Source organism: Ktedonobacter sp. SOSP1-85 (assembly GCF_016587415.1).
Taxonomy (GTDB): Bacteria; Chloroflexota; Ktedonobacteria; order Ktedonobacterales; family Ktedonobacteraceae; genus Ktedonobacter.
Genome location: NZ_BNJI01000001.1, coordinates 2,251,668 through 2,273,754 on the forward strand (window position 1 = coordinate 2,251,668; position 22,087 = coordinate 2,273,754).

The window sequence follows — 22,087 nt, forward strand, 5'->3', positions numbered from 1 at the left end:
TTACTACAAATTAGGCAACTGCCAGTTGATCTCTGGCTTGCCCGCTTCGCGCAGGGCGGAGTTGATGGCGGAGAAGGGGCGGCTGCCAAAGAAACCGTTGCGCGCTGAGAGCGGCGAGGGATGAGCCGACTCAATGATGCGATGTTTAGTGGTGTCGATGAGGGCCTTCTTCTTCTGGGCGTAACCACCCCAGAGTACAAAGACAACCTGGTCATCCTTGGCATTGACGCGCCGGATAATCTCGTCCGTAAACTTCTCCCAACCGTGATTTTTATGCGAATTGGGTTCGTGGGCACGCACCGTCAGTACGGCATTGAGCATCAGGATACCCTGCTCCGCCCAGGGAACCAGGTAGCCATTGTTCGGAATTTGAAAACCGACATCATTGCGCAATTCTTTGAACATGTTGACCAGCGAGGGTGGGGGCTTAATGCCTGGACGCACCGAGAAGCAGAGGCCGTGCGCCTGGTTGTTGTCGTGATAGGGGTCCTGTCCCAGCAAGAGTACATTGACTTTGTCGTAGGGGGTCAAACGCAGGGCCGAGAAGAGATCTTCTTCTGGAGGAAAGACTTCATAATGCGCCCGCTCGTTATCCACGAACGCCTCTAATTTCTTGAAATAGTCCTTCGCCAGTTCACCATTGAGCACTTCATGCCAGCTCTCAGGAATATTAATGAGCATAATGACGCTACAACATCCTCTCTTGTAATATGTCGCGATGAGTATTGGTAATACCCTCTACTCTACTCTTCTTTATGCTCTCTTGAATAGCGGTTACCCCCAGACGTACTAGTTAATGGCCTCTCGCGCCTGCGGCGCTCGCCAGGGATAAGAAGTGTTGTGGCGGGAGGCTGCCAGCGGCAGCCTCCCGCCACAACACTTCTTATCCCTGTTTTTGGGTGTGCGGCACACCCAGATTAGGCCTGGACCGGGTGTTTCTGCATGAATTGCTCAATCTGATCTAGCTCTAACTCGCTGAGGCGCAGTTCGGCGGCAGGCAACAGATCCTCGATCTGGTTTGGATGCCTGGCGCCAACGATCGCACCGGTTACTGCTGGATTGCTCAAGACCCAGGCAATGGCGACGACGCCCGCCCCCACGTTATGTGGAAAACCAATATCTTCGGTGAGCATCTTCGCCAACTCCAGGTTGCGCTCAAGGCGGGGAGACTGGAAATCAGGATCATTCTTACGCCAGTCGTCATCGGGCATCTGCGCGACACGCTCTTTCGTCATGCGGCCCGAGAGCAGGCCTGAACGCATGGGTGAGTAGGCGATAACGCCGATATCTTCGCGCTCGCAATAGGGTAGGAGATCTCTCTCAGCATCGCGATTGAGCAACGAGTATGGGGGCTGTAATGTCTCTACGGGTCCATATTTCTTACAGCGCTCCATCTGCTCAACGTTAAAGTTCGAGACGCCAATGGCACGCACCTTGCCCTGCTCCTTGAGCTTTACTAGCGTGCTCCAACCCTCTTCAATATCCTCCTCCGGCTGTGGCCAGTGGATCTGATAGAGGTCGATGACATCCACATCCAGGCGTCTCAGGCTATCCTCTACCTCGCGCTGGATCGAGGCCGCCTTTAAGCTGGGTACAATTTCGCGCCGCTCATTCCAGGTGCGCTCACACTTGGTAAAGATATAAGGCTTCTCACCTCGCCCCTGAAGGGCTTTGCCAACGATCTCCTCGGCATGTCCCAGGCCATAGACGGCCGCCGTATCGATCCAGTTGACCCCCAGGTCAATGGCGCGGTGGATGGTCGCAATTGACTCATTATCATCCTGCGAACCCCAGCCAAATTGCCAGTTGCCGCCGCCAATAGCCCAGGCACCCAGGCCAATGGGAGTGATCTCCATGCCAGTCTTTCCAAACGGTCGCGTATGCATGCGTTCTCTAACCTTCTTTCTAAGCACTCTCATACCATACTGTTTTCTACACGGGGTGCTCTTCTTCCATGTTACAGATATGGGCCTATATGTCTTAACGAACGCCATATATACGTTGTTTCTGCCGCCTGCAGCAGCAAGAGGGAAAAGGAATTGGGGACTGGCTTCTTATTCCGCTCACCAACGCTGCTTCGCAGCTAGCCTTTCGGCTCAGGTGAGCGGAGAGGAAGCCTCAAACCCCGCCAGGGGCGCTGCCCCTGGACCCCTTTCTCGCAAACTTGCGCAAGGGCCTAGCAGGCCTATGACTCCACCAACATCCCTTACCCCGAGTGCCGTTGACGCGAAGAATCTCCTGATATTGGGCGTGATAGGATGTTGAGCGTGATAGAATGAAGGGCTTGACTGATCGCTAGTTACTGGAGGTTTCTATGCTTGATATCGAGGCGGTACGTTCTCGCTTCCCGTCACTCAATAATGAAACGGTGTTCTTTGACAATCCCGGTGGAACGCAGATCGCGCAGGATGTGCTGCGCCGCATGCAACACTATTTACTCAATACCAATGCCAATCACGGCGGGGCTTTTACGACCAGCCTGCGCTCAGACTCTGTGGTCTACGAGGCCCGGCAGGCCATGGCCGATTTTCTCAATGCCGCACGCCCAGAGGAGATTGTCTTTGGGCAGAATATGACTAGCCTGACCCTCCATATCAGCCGGAGTATCGCGCTTCTGCTCCAGCCCGGCGATGAGATCGTTGTCACGCGCCTGGACCATGACGCCAATATTGCCCCCTGGCTGCTCATTGCCCGTGACCGAGGATGTACTATCCGCTGGGTAGACATTCATCCAGAGGATTGTACGCTTGATATGCAGGACCTGGAACGCCAGGTCACACCGCGTACAAAGCTAGTCGCCATTGGCTACGCCTCAAACGCGGTGGGGACCATCAACGATGTCAAGCGTGCCATTGAACTGGCTCACCAGGTTGGCGCGCTCTGCTTTATCGATGCAGTCCAATATGCACCGCATCGCTTTATCGACGTGCAGGAGCTTGATTGTGACCTGCTAGCTTGCTCAGGCTACAAGTTCTTTGGTCCGCATATTGGCATCCTCTATGGAAAGTATGAGCTGCTGCAAAAGCTGGAGGCCTACAAGGTCCGTCCCGCCGATAACGAGCCTCCCGGAAAGTTTGAGACGGGCACGCAGAGTTTTGAGTCGATCGCTGGCCTGTTGGGTTGCCTGGAGTACCTGGCCTGGCTTGGTACGACCTTTGGCGCCTCGTTCACGCATCAGCACCAGGAGCTACTCACGGGACGGCGCCTGGCTCTACGCCAGGCCATGGAGGTCATCAACGCCTACGAAAACGAGCTGAGCCAGACCATTTTGCAGGCGCTAACACCACTGCCCGGCCTCAAGCTCTACGGCATTGCCGATCCACAGCGGTTGCAAGAGCGCGTTCCCACTTTCTCCTTCTCTCTGGAAGGCTGGCAACCACGCGAACTGGCGGAGCAGCTCGCCATCGAGCATTTCAATGTCTGGAACGGCAACTACTACGCCGTTGAAGTGATGGCACGCCTGGGGCTGGAAGAACAGGGCGGCCTGCTACGCGTCGGACTCGCGCACTACAACACCCACACAGAGATCGAGCGCCTGGCTCAGACACTGAGTGCTTTAAAGAAATAGATGATGTGCTGCCTGGCCGACGCTACTAAAGTACGCGTCTACATATACCCGTTATATGTAGACGCGTACTTTAGTAGCGTCGTGCCGCTTCAGGCGCTTACTCTCCCAGGGCTTCAAGCAGCATATCGCCTTCTTCGGGCGAGACGCGACCTTCGGCGATCATGCGTAGGATCGCCAGGCGCTCCTGCTCGGCATTCACTGGAGCCTTTGGGGTACCAACCTTCTCCTCTTCTTCAACCTCACCGGCAGCCACGGGCACCTCAGGCATGCTCCGCTCATCGGGAGCCTCGACGTGCTCCTGGTCACCCTCAGGAGAAAAGGGCGGTATCGGGGTCACAGGCGGTATCGGGGTTACCAACGGTATTGTTGGCACTGGTGGCACCGGGGGTACGGGAGGTATGGGAGCCCCCTGTGGTGGCGCTGGAGGTGTCGATGGTGTAGGTGGTACGGGAATTTGCAGGTTTCTCAGAGCCTGCTCTACCGCGTCCAGTGCTCCATAGACGCCTTCCGCTGTGGCCTTACGCGCCTGGTCCATGATGCGCTCCAGGCGCCCACGATCCATATGCCATTCGCGATTATTGATGCGTATATTCACGCGCTCAGCTTGCCTGCTGGCTCGGCGTGACATACGCTCAGCCATGCGTTCCTGCTTCTCGGCGAAACCGCGTGCCCGGCGCATCTGCTCCTCGTTTGTCTGCGCGAGGGCATCGTTTATCATGCGTGAGATATCATGGCCTAGCTCCTGGCCCATACGCGCCATTTCAGAGGAAAAGTCGCTCCAATCCCACGCTCCACCCGCGCTACTGCTGCTACGCGGATCTTCGTTGCCACGCAACCTGAGATCTCCACCCACATGCAGATCCAGATGCGCCGATCCATTGCCATAGACCAGGTTTACCTGATTACCAGCCCGGCTCGCGACGACGGCGCGCCCACTGATATCGCCTCCGACAAACGCGCGCAGGGTCAGGTCAGGCTGAGGTGGCAGAGTGATGGCGGCATCACCGCCAACATGCAACTGGGTCACACTATCTGGCGGAAAATTGGCCTGCAAGGTAAGGTCGCCACCAATGTTGCCCGCCTTGACGCTCCCCTGAATGGCTTTAAGTGTAGCGTCACCTCCAACCTCGCTAAAGGCAAGCTCTCCTGTAACCCCAACCGCGTCCAGGTCTGCGCCGATCATGCCCAGCTTCGCCTCACCTGAGATACCACGCAGCGCGCAATCTCCGCTGACGTTCCCCACCTGGAGCTGTGAAGCCCCCTTAGCCTCAAGATCCCCACCTACGTTGCCAACCGTGACCTCGCCATTCCCCTCGGTTAAGACATCTCCACCTACATTATTGGCCTGCAAGCTCAGGAAGCCACGAACTACCAGGTCTCCCCCAACATCTGCCAGCCTCAATGCGCCATCGATACCTGTAGCGCTAAAATCGCCCGCACAATGGCGTGCACTCACTTCACCTACCGCTCTGAGCTCCACATCACCCTGGACCTCTTGCAATTCGACCAGGCGCGCGATCTCACATTCCAGACTTCCCTGGATCGCTCCTTCCGCCCGTAGGGTCGCGACATTGTGAATCTCAACGTCACCTTGTACCTCTCTTAAGGTGACGTCGCCGTGGACTTCGCTAACTTCAAGGTCCCCCTCAATGTGTTCCAGCAACGCCTCGGCATGAATTTTGGTAATCTCGACATCGCCGCCTACCTGGCGCAGCTCCACACGTTGCACATCGCTTACCAGTGTATCGCCATGGGCGTTATTGATCCTGATCGAGCTTTCATAAGGGACCCATAGCTCAAGGTCGTCGGAACTGCCACGAATGGTCAGCGTGTCCCCCTCGGGCTGCACACTCTCAACATGTCCATCCGCCTCCAGCTTGATGTTTTGCTCGCCCCAGCCACGCACACTTACATCATTCCAGATGTCTATAAGAACGATACGCTGGATGCCGTTTGCCGCGAATGTCTGCTCCATAATAATGCTCCTCTTAGCTCTTATGCGGAAACCAACCCCCATTCGGGGGCGCGGCGCCGCTGGCGCGGCTAGCGCTTCCCCCATTCGGGGACAAGCGCGCTCAGGTTTCCGGATAGGCAGTTACTCAATAAAAATCTCGAGACGCTCGCCGTTCTCAAGGTCTTGCAGATCTAAAAGACGCCCGCTCGCTCCACGGTCAATCGCACTCAATAGATCTTCTATGCTGTTGCTTTTGAGCTGTGGCAACACCTGTACACCGAGGCGCAGGGCCGCCCGCACCAGGCTGACTGGTATCGTCGCAGTTACATGCACACGCTGTTTACCAGCCTTCGTCTGGGTTCCCAGCGTGGTCGCGCGCACCCGTAGCAGACGATCTCTTCTGCTTGCGAGCAGGCTACGCGTGTCATGACGCTCTTGCTCGTCCTCCAGGGCATCAAAGAGTTCGCTGGCCTCCCTGGAGCTGAGCTGGCCTGTCTCGACCAGTTGCAGAATTTGCTCCCGCTCGTCTTTTGTCGCAGCCATGGCGCTATCCCTTCAGCAGGCGCATCGCCTCCTCAACACTGATCTCCTTGGAAGCCAGGCGGTCGAGAACAGCCCGGCGGTCGACGCGCGTCTCCTCTGGAGTTCCACCCAGCGCGGCGACGATCTCATCCAGGCGGCTACGCGCCGTGTTATAGGCCACATTCATTTCAGCGGCCAGCTTCTGGATGTTCCCCCGGTACTTGACCATAAGCTCCACAAAGTCCAGTTGCTCTCGCGTCAAGCGGCCAATCCATCCCAGGCTAAATTGACCTTCAATCACAATACCACTCTCGGGGCACTCCAGCCGCGTCACTACCAGTTCATTTCCACTAACGGGATCCCGTGTAATCAATGGATGCATATGCGTTTCTCTCTCCTCATTTCGCCACGCTCCGACTTGCGCAGGTGCGCTCGCAACCTGCTGCCATGGCCTGCCAGAGACATGGAATATGGTTCTTTTTGTGGATCGTACACGTGCAAATACTTGCTAGCTCAGTGTTTACACTGCCAGACCGCTTTTGTTAAGGCGCCCCAAATGGGAATGATGCTACCGATCAAGGCTTCTTTGCCTTAGCGCAAGAAGAGTTCATAGCTTCTAACCGCTCCCATGGCCTCCATCTTGCGACCCAGGGCGGCGACACGGCGCCCCATCCCGGCAATGGCACGCCGACCCATACCTGGATCGCGCAGGCGTGCCACGGCATCGCTATAGCAACACTGCTCCGCCATCGCCTGTAGTTCCTGATAGCGCAACGCCATCATCTCTTCTGGCCTCTGCATACCCATCACTAACACGTCCTTTCCTTGTGACTAACGAATATTTGCACTTGACTAGAATTTTCTATTAACCACATGGCAATAATACCATCCAACAACAATAAATGTCAATATATTTGGCAATTAAAATCAAGGCATTGACAATAATCGCTTAAAACAGAGATATTTTTTACAGTCTGGCATTGCCCGCTGCTATTTCAATCGAGAGGGGAAAAGCAGGTCTTCCCATCGTGAGCATTGCAGCGAAAAATTCGTATACATAAGAGAATGCATCTATGAGTCAGGATAGACACCTTGTAAGGCGAAGGATATCGAGATGACGACACTTACCAGGCCACGCCTCATGACACCACACTCTAAACAGTCTGAGCTTCTTTCTATGATTACTCTGGCGCTGTGGCGTCTACGCTACAGCGCCTTTATGCTCTTTATGACTGGCCTGGGTACAGTGTGCGCAGTTATGATCGTCTGCGCCCTCCCTGTCCTTCAAGTCGTTACGACGACGGCGGCTCTGCGCGATCTGCTACGCGCTACACCTTCAAATTCAGAACTTATGGTCCAGGTCAGTTCCAGGACCCTTGCCAGCGCCAGGTACGCCCAACAAAGCCAGCAACTGGGGCAACCCTTTACGCAACAGATGTCCCCCTATTTAACCAGCGCTCCTCCGCAAGCAACTTTACAATTGCTCAACTTGCCTGTTATCTCGCCTCATCCTATTTCTCATGTCGCGACGTTTACTCTTACGGGCGTCAACGTGCCAGAGACATCTTCCCATCTAAAGATCCTTCAGGGGCGCCTCCCCCAGGAAAACACGTCCGGGCCTCTCGAAATCGCGCTTTCACAAGAGACGGCGCACGAACTGACCAAAGAGCCGCTGCATATCGGCACCCTCTTCAGCACAACCCTCAATAGTAGATTGGATAGCAGCCCAGATCCCACAAAGTATACACCGCGCCCCCTGCAATTTCGTCTCGTGGGCATTTTTCAAACGCTCGAGAACGATCCCTACTGGCATGGAGACACGCTTGATCCCACCGCAGAGGGTGACCCGCCTAAGAATATCCATTATCCCTTACTGCTCTCGCTTCCGGCTCTCCTTAAGCAGGCCGATCGACTGGCTACGCACGAGGTCCCAGGCTCTCAGCTCGTCTTAGAGAAACCTTTTTCCCTCTACTGGTACCGGCATTTCGATATCTCAAAGATCTCGGTTCTACAATTCTCTGACCTGGAGCAACGGCTACATCTCTTGCAGGCCATCTACGCTAATAAATTTGGTAGCAATGCCAATAATCAGGCCCTGGATATCTCCAACATTTTTCTGAGCGGGGCCGCGATCTCCTATTACAATCAGCCAGGGATTCTAGAGCGCTTACAAAACCGCCTCTCGGTCTCCAATATTCCGATATTCCTTATCTCAGGTGCGATCGCGGCCCTCGTACTCTACTTTGTGGCAATTATGACCTCTCTGCTTGTTGAGCATCAAGCCAGCACGATTACGATGTTGCGTAGTCGGGGAGCCAGCGGGCGCCAGGTCTTTCTAACCCTGGCCACGCAATGCCTGATCCTGGCCCTGCTGGCCTTACTGCTGGGTCCCTTGCTCGCACTGGCCCTGGTCGCGTTCTTTGTTCCGCGCCTCCTGCCCACTTCAACACTGGATGCGCTCAATGTGCTCTGGCCCAATCCCTTGCCCGTACTCTCTCTTACCCCGGCCTATGCGCTTGGGGCCATATTCATCAGCCTTGTCATTATGTTTTTCGCCCTTCAGCAAGCCCTGCGTAGCAATATTCTTGATCAGCGCCGCCAGGCAGCGCGTGCCTCACAGGCACCTCTCTGGCAGCGCTTCTACCTGGACGTCATTCTCCTGGTAGTCGCGCTTGTCGCCTATATCCTGGTTCTCTATACCTCTAGTTTCCCGGGCCTGCTCGACATTGGCACCTACCTGCTGGTAATTTCACCGCTGCGCATCCTGGTGCCCATCTTCCTGGTTATTGCGCTGATGCTGCTCTTTTTGCGTCTCTTCCCGCTTCTCCTCAAATTGGTGGCACACCTGGCTCAGCGGGGGAAATCAGCAGCGCCCATGCTGGCCTTCGCCCAGATGACGCGTTCGCCACAACGGGCCTTGCAGATGATCCTGCTCCTCTCCCTGGCCTGTGCCTTCGCTTTTATGTCGCTGATCTTTGCCACAACCCAGGATACACACCTGACCGATGTCACGAACTATCAGACGATGTCCGACTTCTCCGCCCAGATCTCCGACCTCGCCGAAGAGCCGCTGCGAGATACCTATGCTCGCTACCGCTCACTTCCTGGCGTCACCTCGCTCTCCATCGGCTATGTTAATGACGGAACCCTCACCGGCGAGACTCCCGGTCGCCTCTTCGCCATCGATAGCCAGACCTTTGCGCAAACCACACTCTGGCAATCGTCCAATTCAAGCAAGTCGCTGTCAGTTCTTATGCATGAATTAGCCGAGAAGAGCACAAACGCAAACTTCAAAGATGGCATTCCTGCCATCGTTGATACCTCAACGTTGAATAATCTCAACCTGCATGTCGGCAGTACCTTCAGTATCAATGGGGCCTCACTCGGCGATCAAACGCTACACTTCGTCATTATTGATAGCGTCGACCATATCCAGTCGCTTAACAATAGCACCGATGCCGCCTTTAACCTCAGTAATCCTCTGCCCAGCGGCGTCTTGATTGACTATGAGACGATGAACCGCTACCAGGTACAGGACGGCGGACAGATCACGACCCCTAATATGATCTGGATGCGCTCCCAGGACTCAAGCACAGCCCTCAAGGCGCTCCGCAATGCCTTGAGCGATCCCATGTTATCGCTGGTCAACATCGAGGATCGGCGTGCGATGATTGATTCCCTGCACCAGGATCCGCAGACCCTGGAGTTGCTGGGACTCATTCTGATTGGAACGGTCACAGCTTTTGTTCTCGCGCTTTTCGGCAATTTTGTCGCGGCCTGGCAGAGCGCGCGCGCTCGTCTGACCCACTTCGCGGTTCTCCGCGCGCTAGGCACCGACGCCCGCCAGGTTGCCCAGGTGCTCTTCTGGGAGCAATGCACGATCTACGGCACCGCGCTGGTGCTGGGCATATTCTTCGCGGTGGTCCTGGCACTGCTGGTCGTGCCCAACCTCGTCTTTACCACGACTCCCGTGAGTGGCGAGAATACCTATCTAGGAGGCGCCGAGTTTTATGCGCTCCAGTATATTGTGCCAACACACATCATCTATCCCTCCTCGCTCTGGCTGGCGCTGGGCCTCTTCATTGCCATCTGCGTACTCGCAATCCTGATGATGATTCGCCTGGTGCTACGCCCAACGCTCTCTCACATGCTCCGCCTGAACGAAGATTAAAGCAAGAAGCTAGAGTAATGCCAGGCGTGCAGCCTGGCATTACTCTAGCTTCTTTTAACCGTAAGTTTTTTGCTTGTCGTGAGATTTTTATGGGACAGGACGTACTTATCTATGACTCCTGGCGTTCAGGCACTGCCGCCTACAACTCCTGATTGCAAGCCTGCCATCACCTCTAAGATCTTATTCCGAAACCCATCCCCATTCGGGGGCAAGCGGTGGCACGGCAAGCCTTCACTTGCGTGTCTAGCGCTTCGCGCTCAGGGTGTTCGGATAGGAAGTACTAGATAAAGGAACTGCTCGATGTCCAGTATTACTCATGCACCGCCTCGTTCGAGTAACCGCACGCTAACGCCGCCAGCCGTGACGTTGGCGCTCTGGAGTCTCAGCCGCACCTGGTTCCTCCTCCTCATTATTACACTTGGACTCATCTCGGCCATCGCGATTGCCTGCACCATTCCACTCTATTCGACCATAACGACAACCGCCGGCCTGCGTGGCATCCTCAGTACAACGGTGAATACACCCGAGGTAAGCTTGGGGCTCAATCCAGCGGGCTTCTCTAGCAAGACCCTACAGGCGAACTATAAGGCACTCGATCCCTTGATGCGCCAGCACCTTGGCCCTTATATATCAGATCAGCCATCACTGATGTTCTCTTCAAGCAGTATCTCTGTTGCCTCACCCAAACTCCCTGCCGGCAACTCCTATGAATTAACTAACTATACCGCCTCATTCCCTCAAGATGGGAAGCATCTGCACCTACTCTCTGGCCGCTTCCCCAATGTACATAGTAAAGAGTATGAGATTATTCTGACAGCGGATACTGCCAGCATCAACAAACTTGTTGTTGGTTCATCCCTGACCCTGACCACAACGGTTATGGATGCCCCCTTTGAGGAAGTGTCGCGAAATATCTCAACGCCTGAAGGCCTCCAGGCTCGAATCAATAAGCATACATACACGCTAAACTTTCCCGCGCGCGTGGTCGGGATCTTCGCGGTCCCTGAGACAGAACGCGCCTACTGGCATCAAAACGACTTCACACCAGACATACATTCCGTAGGCGCTCGCGACATTCCCGTCTATAAGTTCCTGAGCGCCAATGAACTCCTGCTCACCCCCTATGACCAGTTCGCACAGGCGCACCATATCGACCAGGCCTATTCCTATGTCTCCTTCTTCTATAACCAAAGTGCCGCGTATCTAACGCATATCACCACTTCTTCAGTACCTGACGAAACCTGGACTTACCGCGTCGATCCCCAGAGAGTCGATTTCACCCAGTTTGACAGCTTCTCAAGTAATATTTCAGGACTGCAATCCGATATGACGCGCCAGCATGGCGACCTGCTTTCACGACACGATACCTATACCAATCCCTTCAGTGCCAATTCTCAAGGAAGCTCCTCCATACCCAATGTCAACTCCATGTTTCTGACCAGCGCGCTCTTCAGTAGTCAGGATGCGCCCGGTGTGGTCGATCAGTACCATAATCGCCTCTCGGTCGTGCAGCTTCCCGTAGCGATCATCTCAGCGCAGATCATTGCTCTGATCCTGTTCTTCATTAGCATGATGTCAGGGTTATTAATTGAGCGCCAGCGTGATACCATCGCGATCCTACGCAGCCGGGGAGCCAGTGGAGGGCAGGTCTATGTCGCTTTGTTAACCCAGGGCTTCTGGCTCTGCATTCTCGCGCTGCTTAGTGGTCCAATCCTGGCGATGATCGCGGCTTACTTCCTGGCACGTAGTCAGCTTGCCAGCACCGATTTGAGCGCCTTACTTGTGCTTTCCCAGCGCCAGCGTGAGATACTCCAACTGATCGCTCCTTACGCGCTGCTTGTGGCCCTGGTCTCGTTTCTCACTCTGGCAATCGCGCTCTATGGCACCAGAAACATGGATGTCCTGGCGACGCGCCGTGAGTCTTCTCGCTCCACGCGCCGGGGGCTGATTCAGCGTCTACACCTGGATATTGTGGCCGCGATTGTAGCGCTCTGTGGCTTTGGGGTCTCGACCTACCTGAGCGGCTTGAATAGCCTGCTCGATGTGCGCACCAGGTCCCTCATCGCAACGCCCCTCTCCCTGGCAGCCCCCCTCTTCCTGATCATTGCCGCGGTCCTGCTCTTCTTCCGCTTCTACCCGGCTCTGCTCAACCTGGCTGCTCGCCTGGCAGGGCGAGGGAAGAGCGCGTCTTCGATGCTGGCCCTGGCTCAGATCTCACGCGCGCCCGGACAGAGCGTGCGCATGATTCTCTTGCTCGCGCTGGCCCTGGCCTTTACCATCTTTACCAGCGTCTTCACGGCGACGCAGAACCAGCACGCCCAGAGCCTGGCGAGCTATGAGGCAGGTGCGGACTTTAGCGGCCCATTGCCAGTACATGGCACCTATATCCCACCCCAACAGACGCAGCAAAAAGAGTACGCAAAGCTTCCAGGCGTAAGCGCCGCCAGCATCGGTTTCGCGGGTCCAGCCGCGATTAATACCGCTAATAACAGCGGCCCCACCTCGCTTTTTCAGGTACGCGCAGTCGATACCAGTACCTTTGCCGCGACCGCCTACTGGCCCGATCAACCACAACTCGCGACGATGATGCAGCAGCTACGCTCGCCTCATGGACCACAGGGAGCCGTTCCGGCCTACGTTGACCAGTTGGCATGGGATCGGCTGAATCTCCATATGGGTTCTGTCTTTACGATTCAAGTCAGCAACCTGGATATTGCTGACCTGAAATGCGTGGTGGTGGGCAAGGTAGAGCACCTTCCGACTGTCAATGATAGTACGCAGGGAGGTCTGCCCAACGAGACGCAGCCTTCAGCGGGCGTCATCGTCGATTATCAAACCTACCTGAAGGCCTATCAGCAAGAGGCGCGGGACAGCGGCTTTACCAGTGGAGGCAAGCCTCTGGCCCCGAATTACTTCTGGCTGCACACTACTGATGATGCCACCCAGCTCGCCAATTTGCGCGGTTCTCTGCGTGATCGACTGGGCTCGCAACAGTATACGCAGGGCGTCTATGACCGGCGTGCGATCTTCAATAGCCTGCGCACCGATCCTCTGAGCTTGAACCTGCTGGGCATCCTGGAAGTGGGTACCATCATAGCGCTCCTGCTGGCTATCGTGGGCGACCTGCTTGCCTCCCTGCTGAGCGTACGCCCACGCCTGGCAAACTTCGCCGTCTTACGCGCCCTGGGAACCTCACCGGGGCAGGTCGCCAGTGTGCTTGGTTGGGAGTTAAGCCTGATCTACACAACAGGTGTGCTTCTGGGAATTCTGGCGGGTATGCTGCTCTCGCTGACCCTGGTCCCCAACCTGGTTTTTAGCGGCGTGCCGAATATCGGCATCCTGAGCACCCTCTCACTGCCAGATTTTTACGCGTTGCAGCAGATCATTCCAGTGCAGCCAACCTTTCCTTCGACGCTCTTTCTGGCTTTTGGCGTGCTCGTGATTTTCTTCTTTGTCGCGCTCGGCCTGATGATCCGCACGGTATCGCGCCCCTCCATGGGACAGGTCCTGCGCCTCAACCAGGACTAAGCGAACGGGGTCCAGGGGCAGAGCCCATGACGGGGTTTGGGGTGTCCCCAAATTCCTTTCCCCCTTGCCCAGAAAACAGGAGGGGAGATCAATATCATACACTGAACATAAAGGATATATGTATGGCAGCCAGTACAACACAGACAAGGACAAAGCAACCGCTCGCGAGAAAGCCACGCGCCTCGTTCTCGGCGGTGACAACGCTCGCACGCTGGCGCTGGCGTCAAAGTGGCTCACTCCTGCTGCTGACCGGGCTGGGAATCATGGCGGCAATTGTGATCATGTGTACGGTCCCATTGCTCTCGACCGTCACCAATACAGCGGGATTACGCTCGACCCTCAACGCGTCCCCAATCAATCGTGAGTTACAGATCGATACCAGCATTCAAGGTCTCTCCTCGCAATTGATTAAGGATGTGCATAACCAGGTCGATCCCCTGGTCCAGCAACGCCTCCATCCCTACCTGACAAATCAGGTCCAGTCCTCCCTGCAATTCCCGGGCATGAGCATCCTGACCCCTAAACCTCAACACTCTGGCGACCAGTTACAACTCTTCGCCTCGACATCCCCACAATTGCAGGCCCATATCTCACTCATAGAGGGCAAGCTTCCCAGCGCTACCAGTGGCGAGCTTGAACTGCTCCTCACACGTGAGAGCGCGCTGGGTATGCATGCCCGTGTAGGCGATATGGTCGTGGTACAGCTCCCCTATATGATCAGTCCCACGTCTCAGAATACCCAGAACACGACTGTCAGTATGCGCCTGGTTGGTATCTTCAAACCAACCACCGCTAATGACCGCTTCTGGAATGGTTCAAGCTTCCAACCGACGAAGGCTGGCGAGTGGACGTATTACAATGGCCTGGTCAGCGATAACACGCTCTACCAGACCTTTGATAGCGTGGCCCGGCTTACCCACTCACAGGCGACGCTTATCACCTCGCCTGTGACACTGCATTGGATCTACTACATCAATCCGACCAGCGTCTCGATGAATAACCTGGATGATTTTAGTAGCCAGATGAACCTGGTCCAGACCGGGATGGCCAATAAATATGGCGCGCTTTCGCTCACCGCGACTACTCTTCCGCCCTATCCCTACTTCAAGCAGGTGAAGCTCTCGGGTCCCCTGATTGACTCTAGCAATAGCAGCGGCATTCTGGGTCAGTTCCGTGACCGCATCTCCATTGCGCGTATTCCCATCCTCGTCCTCTCGCTCCAGATCATTGCCCTGATCCTGATCTTTGTGAGCATGATATCGGAACTCCTGGTAGATCGCCAGGCGGACTCTATCGCGACCCTTCGCAGTCGAGGTGCCAGTTCTAGCCAGGTCTTTGGCTCGCTCGCCGTTCAGGGTCTGCTGATCAGTGTGCTGGCGCTCATCGTGGGCATGCTCCTGGCACTCCCTCTGGTGAATCTCATGGCGCATACCCTACTGCCAGTCACCGACCAGGACGCGCTCAACCTCATCGCCAATGCGCCGCTCCTGGCTCTGATTGCCGAGGCTCCCTACGCGCTTCTGGCAGCGGGTATCGCCGTTCTCGCGCTGCTCTTTACCCTGAACCGCGCCACACACATGGATGTTCTCTCGGTACGACGCGAGGCCGCGCGCACGCAGCGCCGCCCCTTCTGGCAGCGCCTCTACCTCGATGTCGTGGCCGCAATTATCGCCCTGGCTGGCTACTTTGCCTCGCTCTATATCACCACTATTAGCAGTGGCGGCCTGCTCGATATTCGCACTCAGACCCTGGTCTCTTCGCCTCTCGCGCTTATCGCGCCTGTCTTCCTGCTCATAGCCTGTGTCCTGCTCTTTATGCGCGTCTTTCCTGTCTTACTACGCTGGGGATCGAACCTGGCGGGACGTGGGAGCGGAGCCGCCACGATGTTGGCCCTGGCCCAGATGTCGCGCTCGCCCAGGCAGGCGCTACGCATGACGCTCCTGCTCTCGCTCGCCACCGCCTTCGCGATCTTTACGCTTGTTTTTACCGCGACCCAGGCACAGCGTACGCAGGACCTGGCTGCTTATCAGGCGGGAGCCGATTTCAGCGGCGCCCTCCCGGCCCCCAACACCATTGCCCAACCACCTGTTTCCATCCAGGGTTGGCAAGAGCGCTACCGCCAGCTACCCGGTATCGTCTCAGCCTCGGCGGATTATCAGGTCAATGGGGCCACCAATGGCATCTCACCATCGTTGACGCTCCAACTGGAGGCAGTTGATCCAGATTCATTCGCGCAGACAGCCGCCTGGCCCGCCCAGAGCTCAACGCAATCGCTTGCCACCATGATGCAGCAATTGCGCGTTGCCGACGAACCAGGTAAGATACCCGCCTTCGTCGATAGCGTCATCTGGGATACCCTGCAACTCCATCCAGGTTCGACCTTCTCGGTCTCACTCGATAATGTGTCACTCGATATCTATGTTCTTGGGCAGGTGGAGCATATACCCACTATTATCGATAATGCCTCTGATACCGCCAATGGCCAGATCCAAGCGCAGGGAGGTATCCTGACCAGCTATATAGGCTTAAACGCGGCATATCAATCCGTCATAAAGAATCAGGATACTCATCTGCCTATCAACCACATCTGGCTGAAAACGAGCGATGACGCGGCCACGCTGGGCCAGGTGCGCAACGCGCTAACAGCTACCCCTCTGCGCCTTGGCGGGCTAATAGATCGGCGCGCACTCTATAATTCTATGGAGAATGATCCGCTCTACCTCAACTTGATTGGTATACTGATCATTGGCGCCTCCACAGCGCTTCTGCTCGCGCTCGTTGGCAGCCTGCTCTCCTCCTGGATCAATGCCCGCGCTCGCCTGACCAGTTTCGCGGTCCTACGCGCGCTTGGGACAACACCCGCGCAGGTGGTTAGTGTGCTCACATGGGAGCAGTCTATTATCTACCTGGTGGCGCTCCTGCTCGGCCTGGGTTTTGGCGCGCTACTCTCCTATACCGTCGTACCGTCCCTGGCGGTCACCAGTATTCCACCCATCGCGGCCGGAACCTTTGGTGGAGAGAACGCCTTCTATGCGCTCCAGAGCCTGCTACCTACCAGAATTATCATCTCAAGCCAGTTGCTACTGGCACTAATAGCCCTGATTGTGATCTGCATTGGCGCGCTTACAATGATGATTCGTGTCGTCTCAAAACCATCCATGGGGCAGGCCCTACGCCTGAATGAGGATTAAGAGCAAACCCTACGATAAATTGGGAACCTAAGGAGCTAGCATGTCGGAACCTATTATTATTTGTGATAATCTGGTAAAAATTTATAAAGTCGCCGACCTCGAGGTTGTGGCCCTGCAAGGGCTGGATCTGGAGGTGGCGCCAGGTGAAATGATTGCCATCGTTGGAGCCTCGGGCTCAGGAAAAAGTACGTTACTCAATATTCTTAGCGGCCTCGATGTGCCAAGCGCGGGTGGCTGTCGTGTCTCAGGCAATGACCTGACGCGACTCACGGCAGCTCAGCGCCTGAATTATCGCCGCTACATCGTGGGACAGGTCTGGCAGCAAAGCGGGCGTAATCTCCTGCCCGAACTGAGCGCCGAGGCCAATGTGGCCCTTCCTCAGATGCTCAGTGGCGTGGGAAGCCGTCAGCGCAATCAACGCGCCCACGAGCTCCTCGGCCTGGTCGGGCTCGGCGATAAGCTAAACAAGAAACCTGAACAGCTCTCAGGTGGTGAGCAACAGCGCTGCGCTATCGCCGTCGCCCTGGCCAACTCGCCCCAGATCTTGCTAGCCGATGAGCCAACAGGTGAACTGGACTCGGTCACGGCACACGCTATCTACAACCTGCTACGCGACCTTAATCAGCAGCTAGGACTGACCATTGTTACCGTTACCCACGACGCGGCCCTGGCAGCCAACGTTGACCGCACCATCGCCATCCGCGATGGGCGCACCAGTACTGAGACCGTGCGCCGCGAGGCCGAGCTAGAAGAGCTACACGAGCATATGCAGGAGGCCAGCGCCATTATTGGCCTCTCCACACGCACTCACCGCGAATCGGTTCTGATTGACCGCGCGGGGCGCCTGCAACTTCCCAAAGAGGCCATCGAGCGTCTGCCCTTCAATGGTCGCGCCGAGGTACGTATCGTCGATGACCATGTCGAACTCTGGCCCCTCCAGAGCGAGGGTAATGGTAATGGCAACGGCAAAAATGGGCACATCACATCCGAGCCCTCCATGAAGGGAGAGAAACGTTAATGGATTCACAAGCACTGACCGCTCAGCAGCCAAACGGCACGCCCATTAGCACTATCGTCGAGGCCCGGGGCGTCACACGCGACTTCCCCTCAGGGGGTGGAGTCGTGCATGCCCTACGTGGAATCGATCTGCGTGTCCTCCCAGGCGAATTCGTCGCCCTGCGCGGGCGCTCCGGCTCCGGCAAGACTACCCTGCTCAATATCCTGATCGGGCTGGATAACCCTACCGGCGGCAAGGTCTCCATCCTGGAGAAAGATCTCTCCACGCTTAACGAGGCTGAACGCGCGCGCCTGCGCCGCGAAAGCGTTGGCATGATGTTCCAGAACGCTCACCTCTTCCCCTCGCTTACCGCGCAGGAGAACGTCGAAATTCCCCTACGCCTGGCCCGCGTGCCTGGACGCAAACGCACAGAAATGGCCCTACAGGCGCTTGAACACGTTGGCCTGGGCAAACGCGCCCATCATCGCGGCATGGAGCTTTCAGGCGGCGAGCAGCAACGCGTGGCCCTCGCCAGGGCACTGGTCCACAAACCACGTTTTATCATCGCCGATGAGCCGACCGGCAACCTCGACTCCCTCACGGGACGCGACATCATCATGCTCCTACGCACCATTGCCCACGAGGAGGGCATCGGCATGCTCATCGCCACCCATGACGCCGTCCTCTACAAGGCCGCCGACCGTGTTCTCTACATCAACGATGGCCTCGTCACCACCGAAGCCTCTCAAGAGTAGATAACTCTTCAATCCAAATACGCGCCTGCGGCGCGTATTTGGATTGAAGAGTTACACTAAGAATACACGCATCCGCATTTTCAAGTTCTCCGTTCGCTGTCTGCAATAGGGATGGACAATGTCCATAAGCATTATTACGACGGGAGGGATAACTTATGAGCGATATGAGCACTCTATCTCGTAAACGTCCAATCGGGATTAGCATTATCGCCATCTTCCTGGCCTTCTCCGGCCTCCTGGCCCTGACTGGTGCTATGCTCAACTTTGTAAGTGTAAGCCGAGAATTCGGGCGCATGCCCAATCACACCGCCGCCTTCTTACTCACTCTAGGCGTCGTTTCAGCCTTCTTGAGCATCTACACCTTTGCACTCGTGTATGGACTCTGGACACTCAAACGCTGGGCCTTCTGGTCAACCCTGGCACTTGAAGTAATCCTCTTAATCCAGAATATCGTGCTCTGGCTTATGCATGTCTACACGCCAGTAGCCTTCATCCTCAATAGCCTGGCCCCCTTGCTGATTATGGGCTACCTCTTTTTTAATCAAGAAGTACGCGCCACTTTTAATACCAATCACATAAAATTTCAATGGTATAAATAACTAGTTTATGAGTGCATCCGACAAGTTGGAGGAGCCATGCTGGCGTGGTCCCTCCAACTTGTCGGATGCACTCATAAACTTTCTCTCACCCCCTATTCAACACCCGTCCAAAGCGCTATACTTAACAATACCACCACTATATTCGTATGTATTGCTTTACGCCCCTCAACCAGGAACCATATCTCGCTAAGCCCGATAGCGCAAGAACAGAAGGGATCTCGGCTCATGCTTCGTTTAATTGAACCATCATATGAGTACAAACAGCAGTTTATTGAGGCGATTCGCGAATTTCAACTTGAAGGACGCCACATGGAGAAAGACGTGCAGCGCCTCACAGCCGATTTCACTTCCTTTCTTGCTCAGCTCCAGGCGCAGCAGCAGCGACGCTCTCCCTATGCCGTGCCCTCCACGGATTTCTGGCTGGTAGAGCATGAAGAGTTTATTGGCCGCCTCTCGCTACGCCATGAACTCAATGACTTCTTGCTGAAAATTGGTGGACATATCGGATATGAGATTCGCCCCTCCAGGCGGCGCCAGGGCTACGGCAAAAAGATGCTTGCCCTTGGACTCGCAGAGGCGCACAAAATTGGCCTGAGTCGCGCCCTGGTCACCTGCGATGAGAACAACATAGGCTCCAAAAAGGTGATCGAGGCCAATGGAGGCCAATTCGAGAACGCCACCCTCGTTGAAGGCTCGCCCATCCGCAAACTCCGCTACTGGATCGACCTCACAGACCGACGCTGCTAAAGCACGCGTCTACATATAATAGTTCGGGCATCTCACACTATTATATGTAGACGCGTGCTTTAGCAGCGTCGGTCTGGGGCATAAGCTCAGGTGTTTCACGTGAAACGCCTGCTTGCCTGGCATTTAAAAGATGAGGATAAGGGTTGTCATTTCAGCTTTTTGCTGGTATACTACGCAGCATAGAACCTACGTTCTACATCTCCACTCCCTATTCGCCCGCACAGAGAGTCCGCAGGAAAAAGCCTGGCGGACTCTTTTTATGCGCGAAACAAGTTGTAGGGTCCATGCTGGCATGGACTCGCCCGGCCCGCAGGCCGATACCACTGCATGGAGGGATATCGCTTCGCTCGGAGTCCATGCCAGCATAGACCCTACATGTTGGCCGAGGGGCAGTAGCTAGCAAGCGTGCACTGGGCGCAGAGTGGCTTGCGCGCGTTACATACTGCGCGGCCATGATAGATAATACGATGGGCCGCCTCCAACCAATGCTCACGCGGCACCAGCGCCATCAAGTCACGCTCGATTTTAACGATATCGTTCTGATTCGACCAGCCAAAGCGCTTTGAGAGCCTATCCACGTGGGTATCCACGATAAAGCCATCCACCACGCCAAAGGCATTCCCCAGGATCACATTGGCCGTCTTACGCGCGATACCGGGGATACGCACCAGCTCCGCCATCGTTCCTGGCACCTCGCCACCATAGTGATCGAGCAGGTACTGACAGGAGACACGCAGTTGGTTGGCCTTCTTGCGGTAGAAGCCAGTCTGCTTGACATCCTGCTCCAGCTCCTCCTGATTGGCCCCCGCGTAATCGGCGGCGCTACGGTACTTCTGGAAAAGCGTCTTCGTGACGGCATTGACGCGTTCATCGGTACACTGGGCTGCGAGCTGGGTCGCAACAAATAGCTCCAATGGAGTCGTGAAGTCAAGATCATAGCGCGCCTGGGGATAGAGGCGATACAGCTCGTCGATAATGGCCTGTACCTGCTCGCCGGAGCCAACCTGTACCCCGGATGAGAGGGAACTACTCATGTAACTACACACATCCTTTCTGTCCTCGTAGAAAAGTATATCTTATGCTTCTTTCTGCCTGACCTCATTGTAGCAGGAATGTGGCGGCGAATAAAACGCATGTACTATAATGGCAGTCCGATAAAGATCGTCCAGCTCTTACCAGCAGATGGAGATATGCGCATGTTTGATGTCACCCCACTCGATCCACTCGTCCGCCACTTGTACTGGCCGCCGCTGAAGTTTACTACAAACATACCCGGCCCTGGTTTATCGCCCTGGCCCTGCACGGCTCAGCCTACAAAGGTGGCTATATCCCTGGATGCAGCGACATTGATTTTAAGCTCTTTTTGCGCGGAGAGGCTCTCTCGTTCTATGGCGAACTCCCTTTAGAGATTGGACAAGCCATTCAAGAAGACCTATCGCGCATCGATCCAGCCCCCTTCCAATATTTTCAGACCTATATCCTCACTGTAGAGGCGGGAGGGAACCGCCCCGATGACTGGTCCAGGCCCATCCCCGGCACCTATCATATGCTAGCTGGAAAACTTCCCGCCCAGGAAATGAGCGAGACCGAAACTCTGGAGAAATGTCGCGCCACCCTGAAGCGCCTGCCCAAAGCTATCAGCGAGCCAGCCGAAGACATGCTCCACCACGGGGATGGCAGGCTTGAACGCTCCGTCCGCTTTCTCTGCACCAGCGTCTGGCCCATCCTCTATAGCTACCTTTCCATCGAGACAGGCCAGCCCTTCGCCATCTGGGGTCTCCCCAAGGACAAAGTGCTCGCCCTCCTACCAGAGAACCAGGCCCTCGGCCAGGCCATACGCCACTTCCACCAACAAGTATCCAGCTATTTCTCCCAATCACACACCACCCGAGCGGCCCTACAAACCATCTCCGCAGGCGTCCACTTCCTCCAACTCATCGACGAACGCCTGCGTACGCAACCTACCTGGACACAACAGAGAGAGAACTGATGAGCTATCAATTTCATTGAGCAACAAACAAACAAACGGAGGCGCCTACCCCTTTGTCTACATGA

Annotated in this window: 16 protein-coding genes; 9 read left to right on the forward strand and 7 right to left on the reverse strand. The window is 55.7% G+C overall.

Going from position 1 to position 22,087, the window contains the following annotated elements; all coding sequences use genetic code 11:
- Positions 1-3 precede the first annotated feature (3 nt).
- Together ung and KTE_RS09440 are read right to left on the reverse strand one after the other, a co-directional pair.
- Complete coding sequence (gene ung / locus KTE_RS09435) at positions 4-681, reverse strand: uracil-DNA glycosylase (protein ID WP_201380489.1); 678 nt, start codon at positions 679-681, stop codon at positions 4-6.
- Positions 682-917: 236 nt separating this feature from the next.
- Positions 918-1,886, reverse strand: coding sequence for an aldo/keto reductase (locus tag KTE_RS09440; protein WP_201380492.1), 969 nt, complete (start codon positions 1,884-1,886; stop codon positions 918-920).
- Between the two features lie 428 nt (positions 1,887-2,314).
- On the opposite strand from KTE_RS09440, the gene KTE_RS09445 reads away from it, so the two are divergent.
- Positions 2,315-3,568: a cysteine desulfurase-like protein gene (locus KTE_RS09445; RefSeq protein ID WP_201380495.1), complete on the forward strand. Its 1,254-nt coding sequence runs from the start codon at positions 2,315-2,317 to the stop codon at positions 3,566-3,568.
- A 97-nt stretch (positions 3,569-3,665) separates the two neighbouring features.
- On the opposite strand, the gene KTE_RS09450 is transcribed toward KTE_RS09445, so the two are convergent.
- From KTE_RS09450 to KTE_RS09465, 4 genes are all read right to left on the reverse strand, one after another.
- On the reverse strand, positions 3,666-5,543 hold the full coding sequence (locus KTE_RS09450; RefSeq protein ID WP_201380497.1) for a hypothetical protein: 1,878 nt from the start codon (positions 5,541-5,543) through the stop codon (positions 3,666-3,668).
- 120 nt (positions 5,544-5,663) lie between these two features.
- Positions 5,664-6,065, reverse strand: a complete 402-nt coding sequence (locus KTE_RS09455; RefSeq protein WP_201380498.1) for a hypothetical protein — start codon at positions 6,063-6,065, stop codon at positions 5,664-5,666.
- Between the two features lie 4 nt (positions 6,066-6,069).
- Positions 6,070-6,426 (reverse strand): DUF2089 domain-containing protein, encoded by a 357-nt coding sequence (locus KTE_RS09460; RefSeq protein ID WP_007907440.1) that lies wholly within the window; start codon positions 6,424-6,426, stop codon positions 6,070-6,072.
- 209 nt (positions 6,427-6,635) lie between these two features.
- On the reverse strand, positions 6,636-6,851 hold the full coding sequence (locus KTE_RS09465) for a hypothetical protein (protein ID WP_201380499.1): 216 nt from the start codon (positions 6,849-6,851) through the stop codon (positions 6,636-6,638).
- Positions 6,852-7,158: 307 nt separating this feature from the next.
- Here KTE_RS09465 and KTE_RS09470 point away from each other — a divergent pair, with 307 nt between their 5' ends.
- From KTE_RS09470 to KTE_RS09500, 7 genes are all read left to right on the forward strand, one after another.
- On the forward strand, positions 7,159-10,215 hold the full coding sequence (locus KTE_RS09470) for an FtsX-like permease family protein (protein WP_201380500.1): 3,057 nt from the start codon (positions 7,159-7,161) through the stop codon (positions 10,213-10,215).
- A gap of 300 nt (positions 10,216-10,515) precedes the next feature.
- Positions 10,516-13,743 carry an FtsX-like permease family protein gene (locus KTE_RS09475; RefSeq protein WP_201380501.1) on the forward strand — a complete coding sequence of 1,076 codons (3,228 nt, stop codon included), beginning with the start codon at positions 10,516-10,518 and terminating at the stop codon, positions 13,741-13,743.
- A gap of 122 nt (positions 13,744-13,865) precedes the next feature.
- Positions 13,866-16,934, forward strand: coding sequence for an FtsX-like permease family protein (locus KTE_RS09480; protein WP_201380503.1), 3,069 nt, complete (start codon positions 13,866-13,868; stop codon positions 16,932-16,934).
- Positions 16,935-16,974: 40 nt separating this feature from the next.
- Positions 16,975-17,952: an ABC transporter ATP-binding protein gene (locus KTE_RS09485; RefSeq protein ID WP_201380505.1), complete on the forward strand. Its 978-nt coding sequence runs from the start codon at positions 16,975-16,977 to the stop codon at positions 17,950-17,952.
- The gene (locus KTE_RS09490; protein ID WP_201380507.1) at positions 17,952-18,686 is read left to right on the forward strand and encodes an ABC transporter ATP-binding protein; all 735 of its coding nucleotides are present in this window, start codon (positions 17,952-17,954) and stop codon (positions 18,684-18,686) included. The genes KTE_RS09485 and KTE_RS09490 overlap by 1 nt, the downstream gene beginning before the upstream one ends.
- 164 nt (positions 18,687-18,850) lie before the next feature.
- Positions 18,851-19,285, forward strand: a complete 435-nt coding sequence (locus KTE_RS09495) for a hypothetical protein (RefSeq protein ID WP_201380509.1) — start codon at positions 18,851-18,853, stop codon at positions 19,283-19,285.
- 225 nt (positions 19,286-19,510) lie between these two features.
- Positions 19,511-20,032 carry a GNAT family N-acetyltransferase gene (locus tag KTE_RS09500; protein WP_201380511.1) on the forward strand — a complete coding sequence of 174 codons (522 nt, stop codon included), beginning with the start codon at positions 19,511-19,513 and terminating at the stop codon, positions 20,030-20,032.
- 371 nt (positions 20,033-20,403) lie between these two features.
- Here KTE_RS09500 and nth read toward each other — a convergent pair whose 3' ends face one another.
- Positions 20,404-21,066 (reverse strand): endonuclease III, encoded by a 663-nt coding sequence (gene nth, locus KTE_RS09505; protein WP_201380514.1) that lies wholly within the window; start codon positions 21,064-21,066, stop codon positions 20,404-20,406.
- Positions 21,067-21,395: 329 nt separating this feature from the next.
- Here nth and KTE_RS09510 point away from each other — a divergent pair, with 329 nt between their 5' ends.
- A complete protein-coding gene (locus KTE_RS09510) occupies positions 21,396-22,022 on the forward strand; it encodes a hypothetical protein (protein WP_201380516.1) in 627 nt (208 codons plus the stop codon).
- The last annotated feature ends 65 nt before the right edge of the window (positions 22,023-22,087 follow it).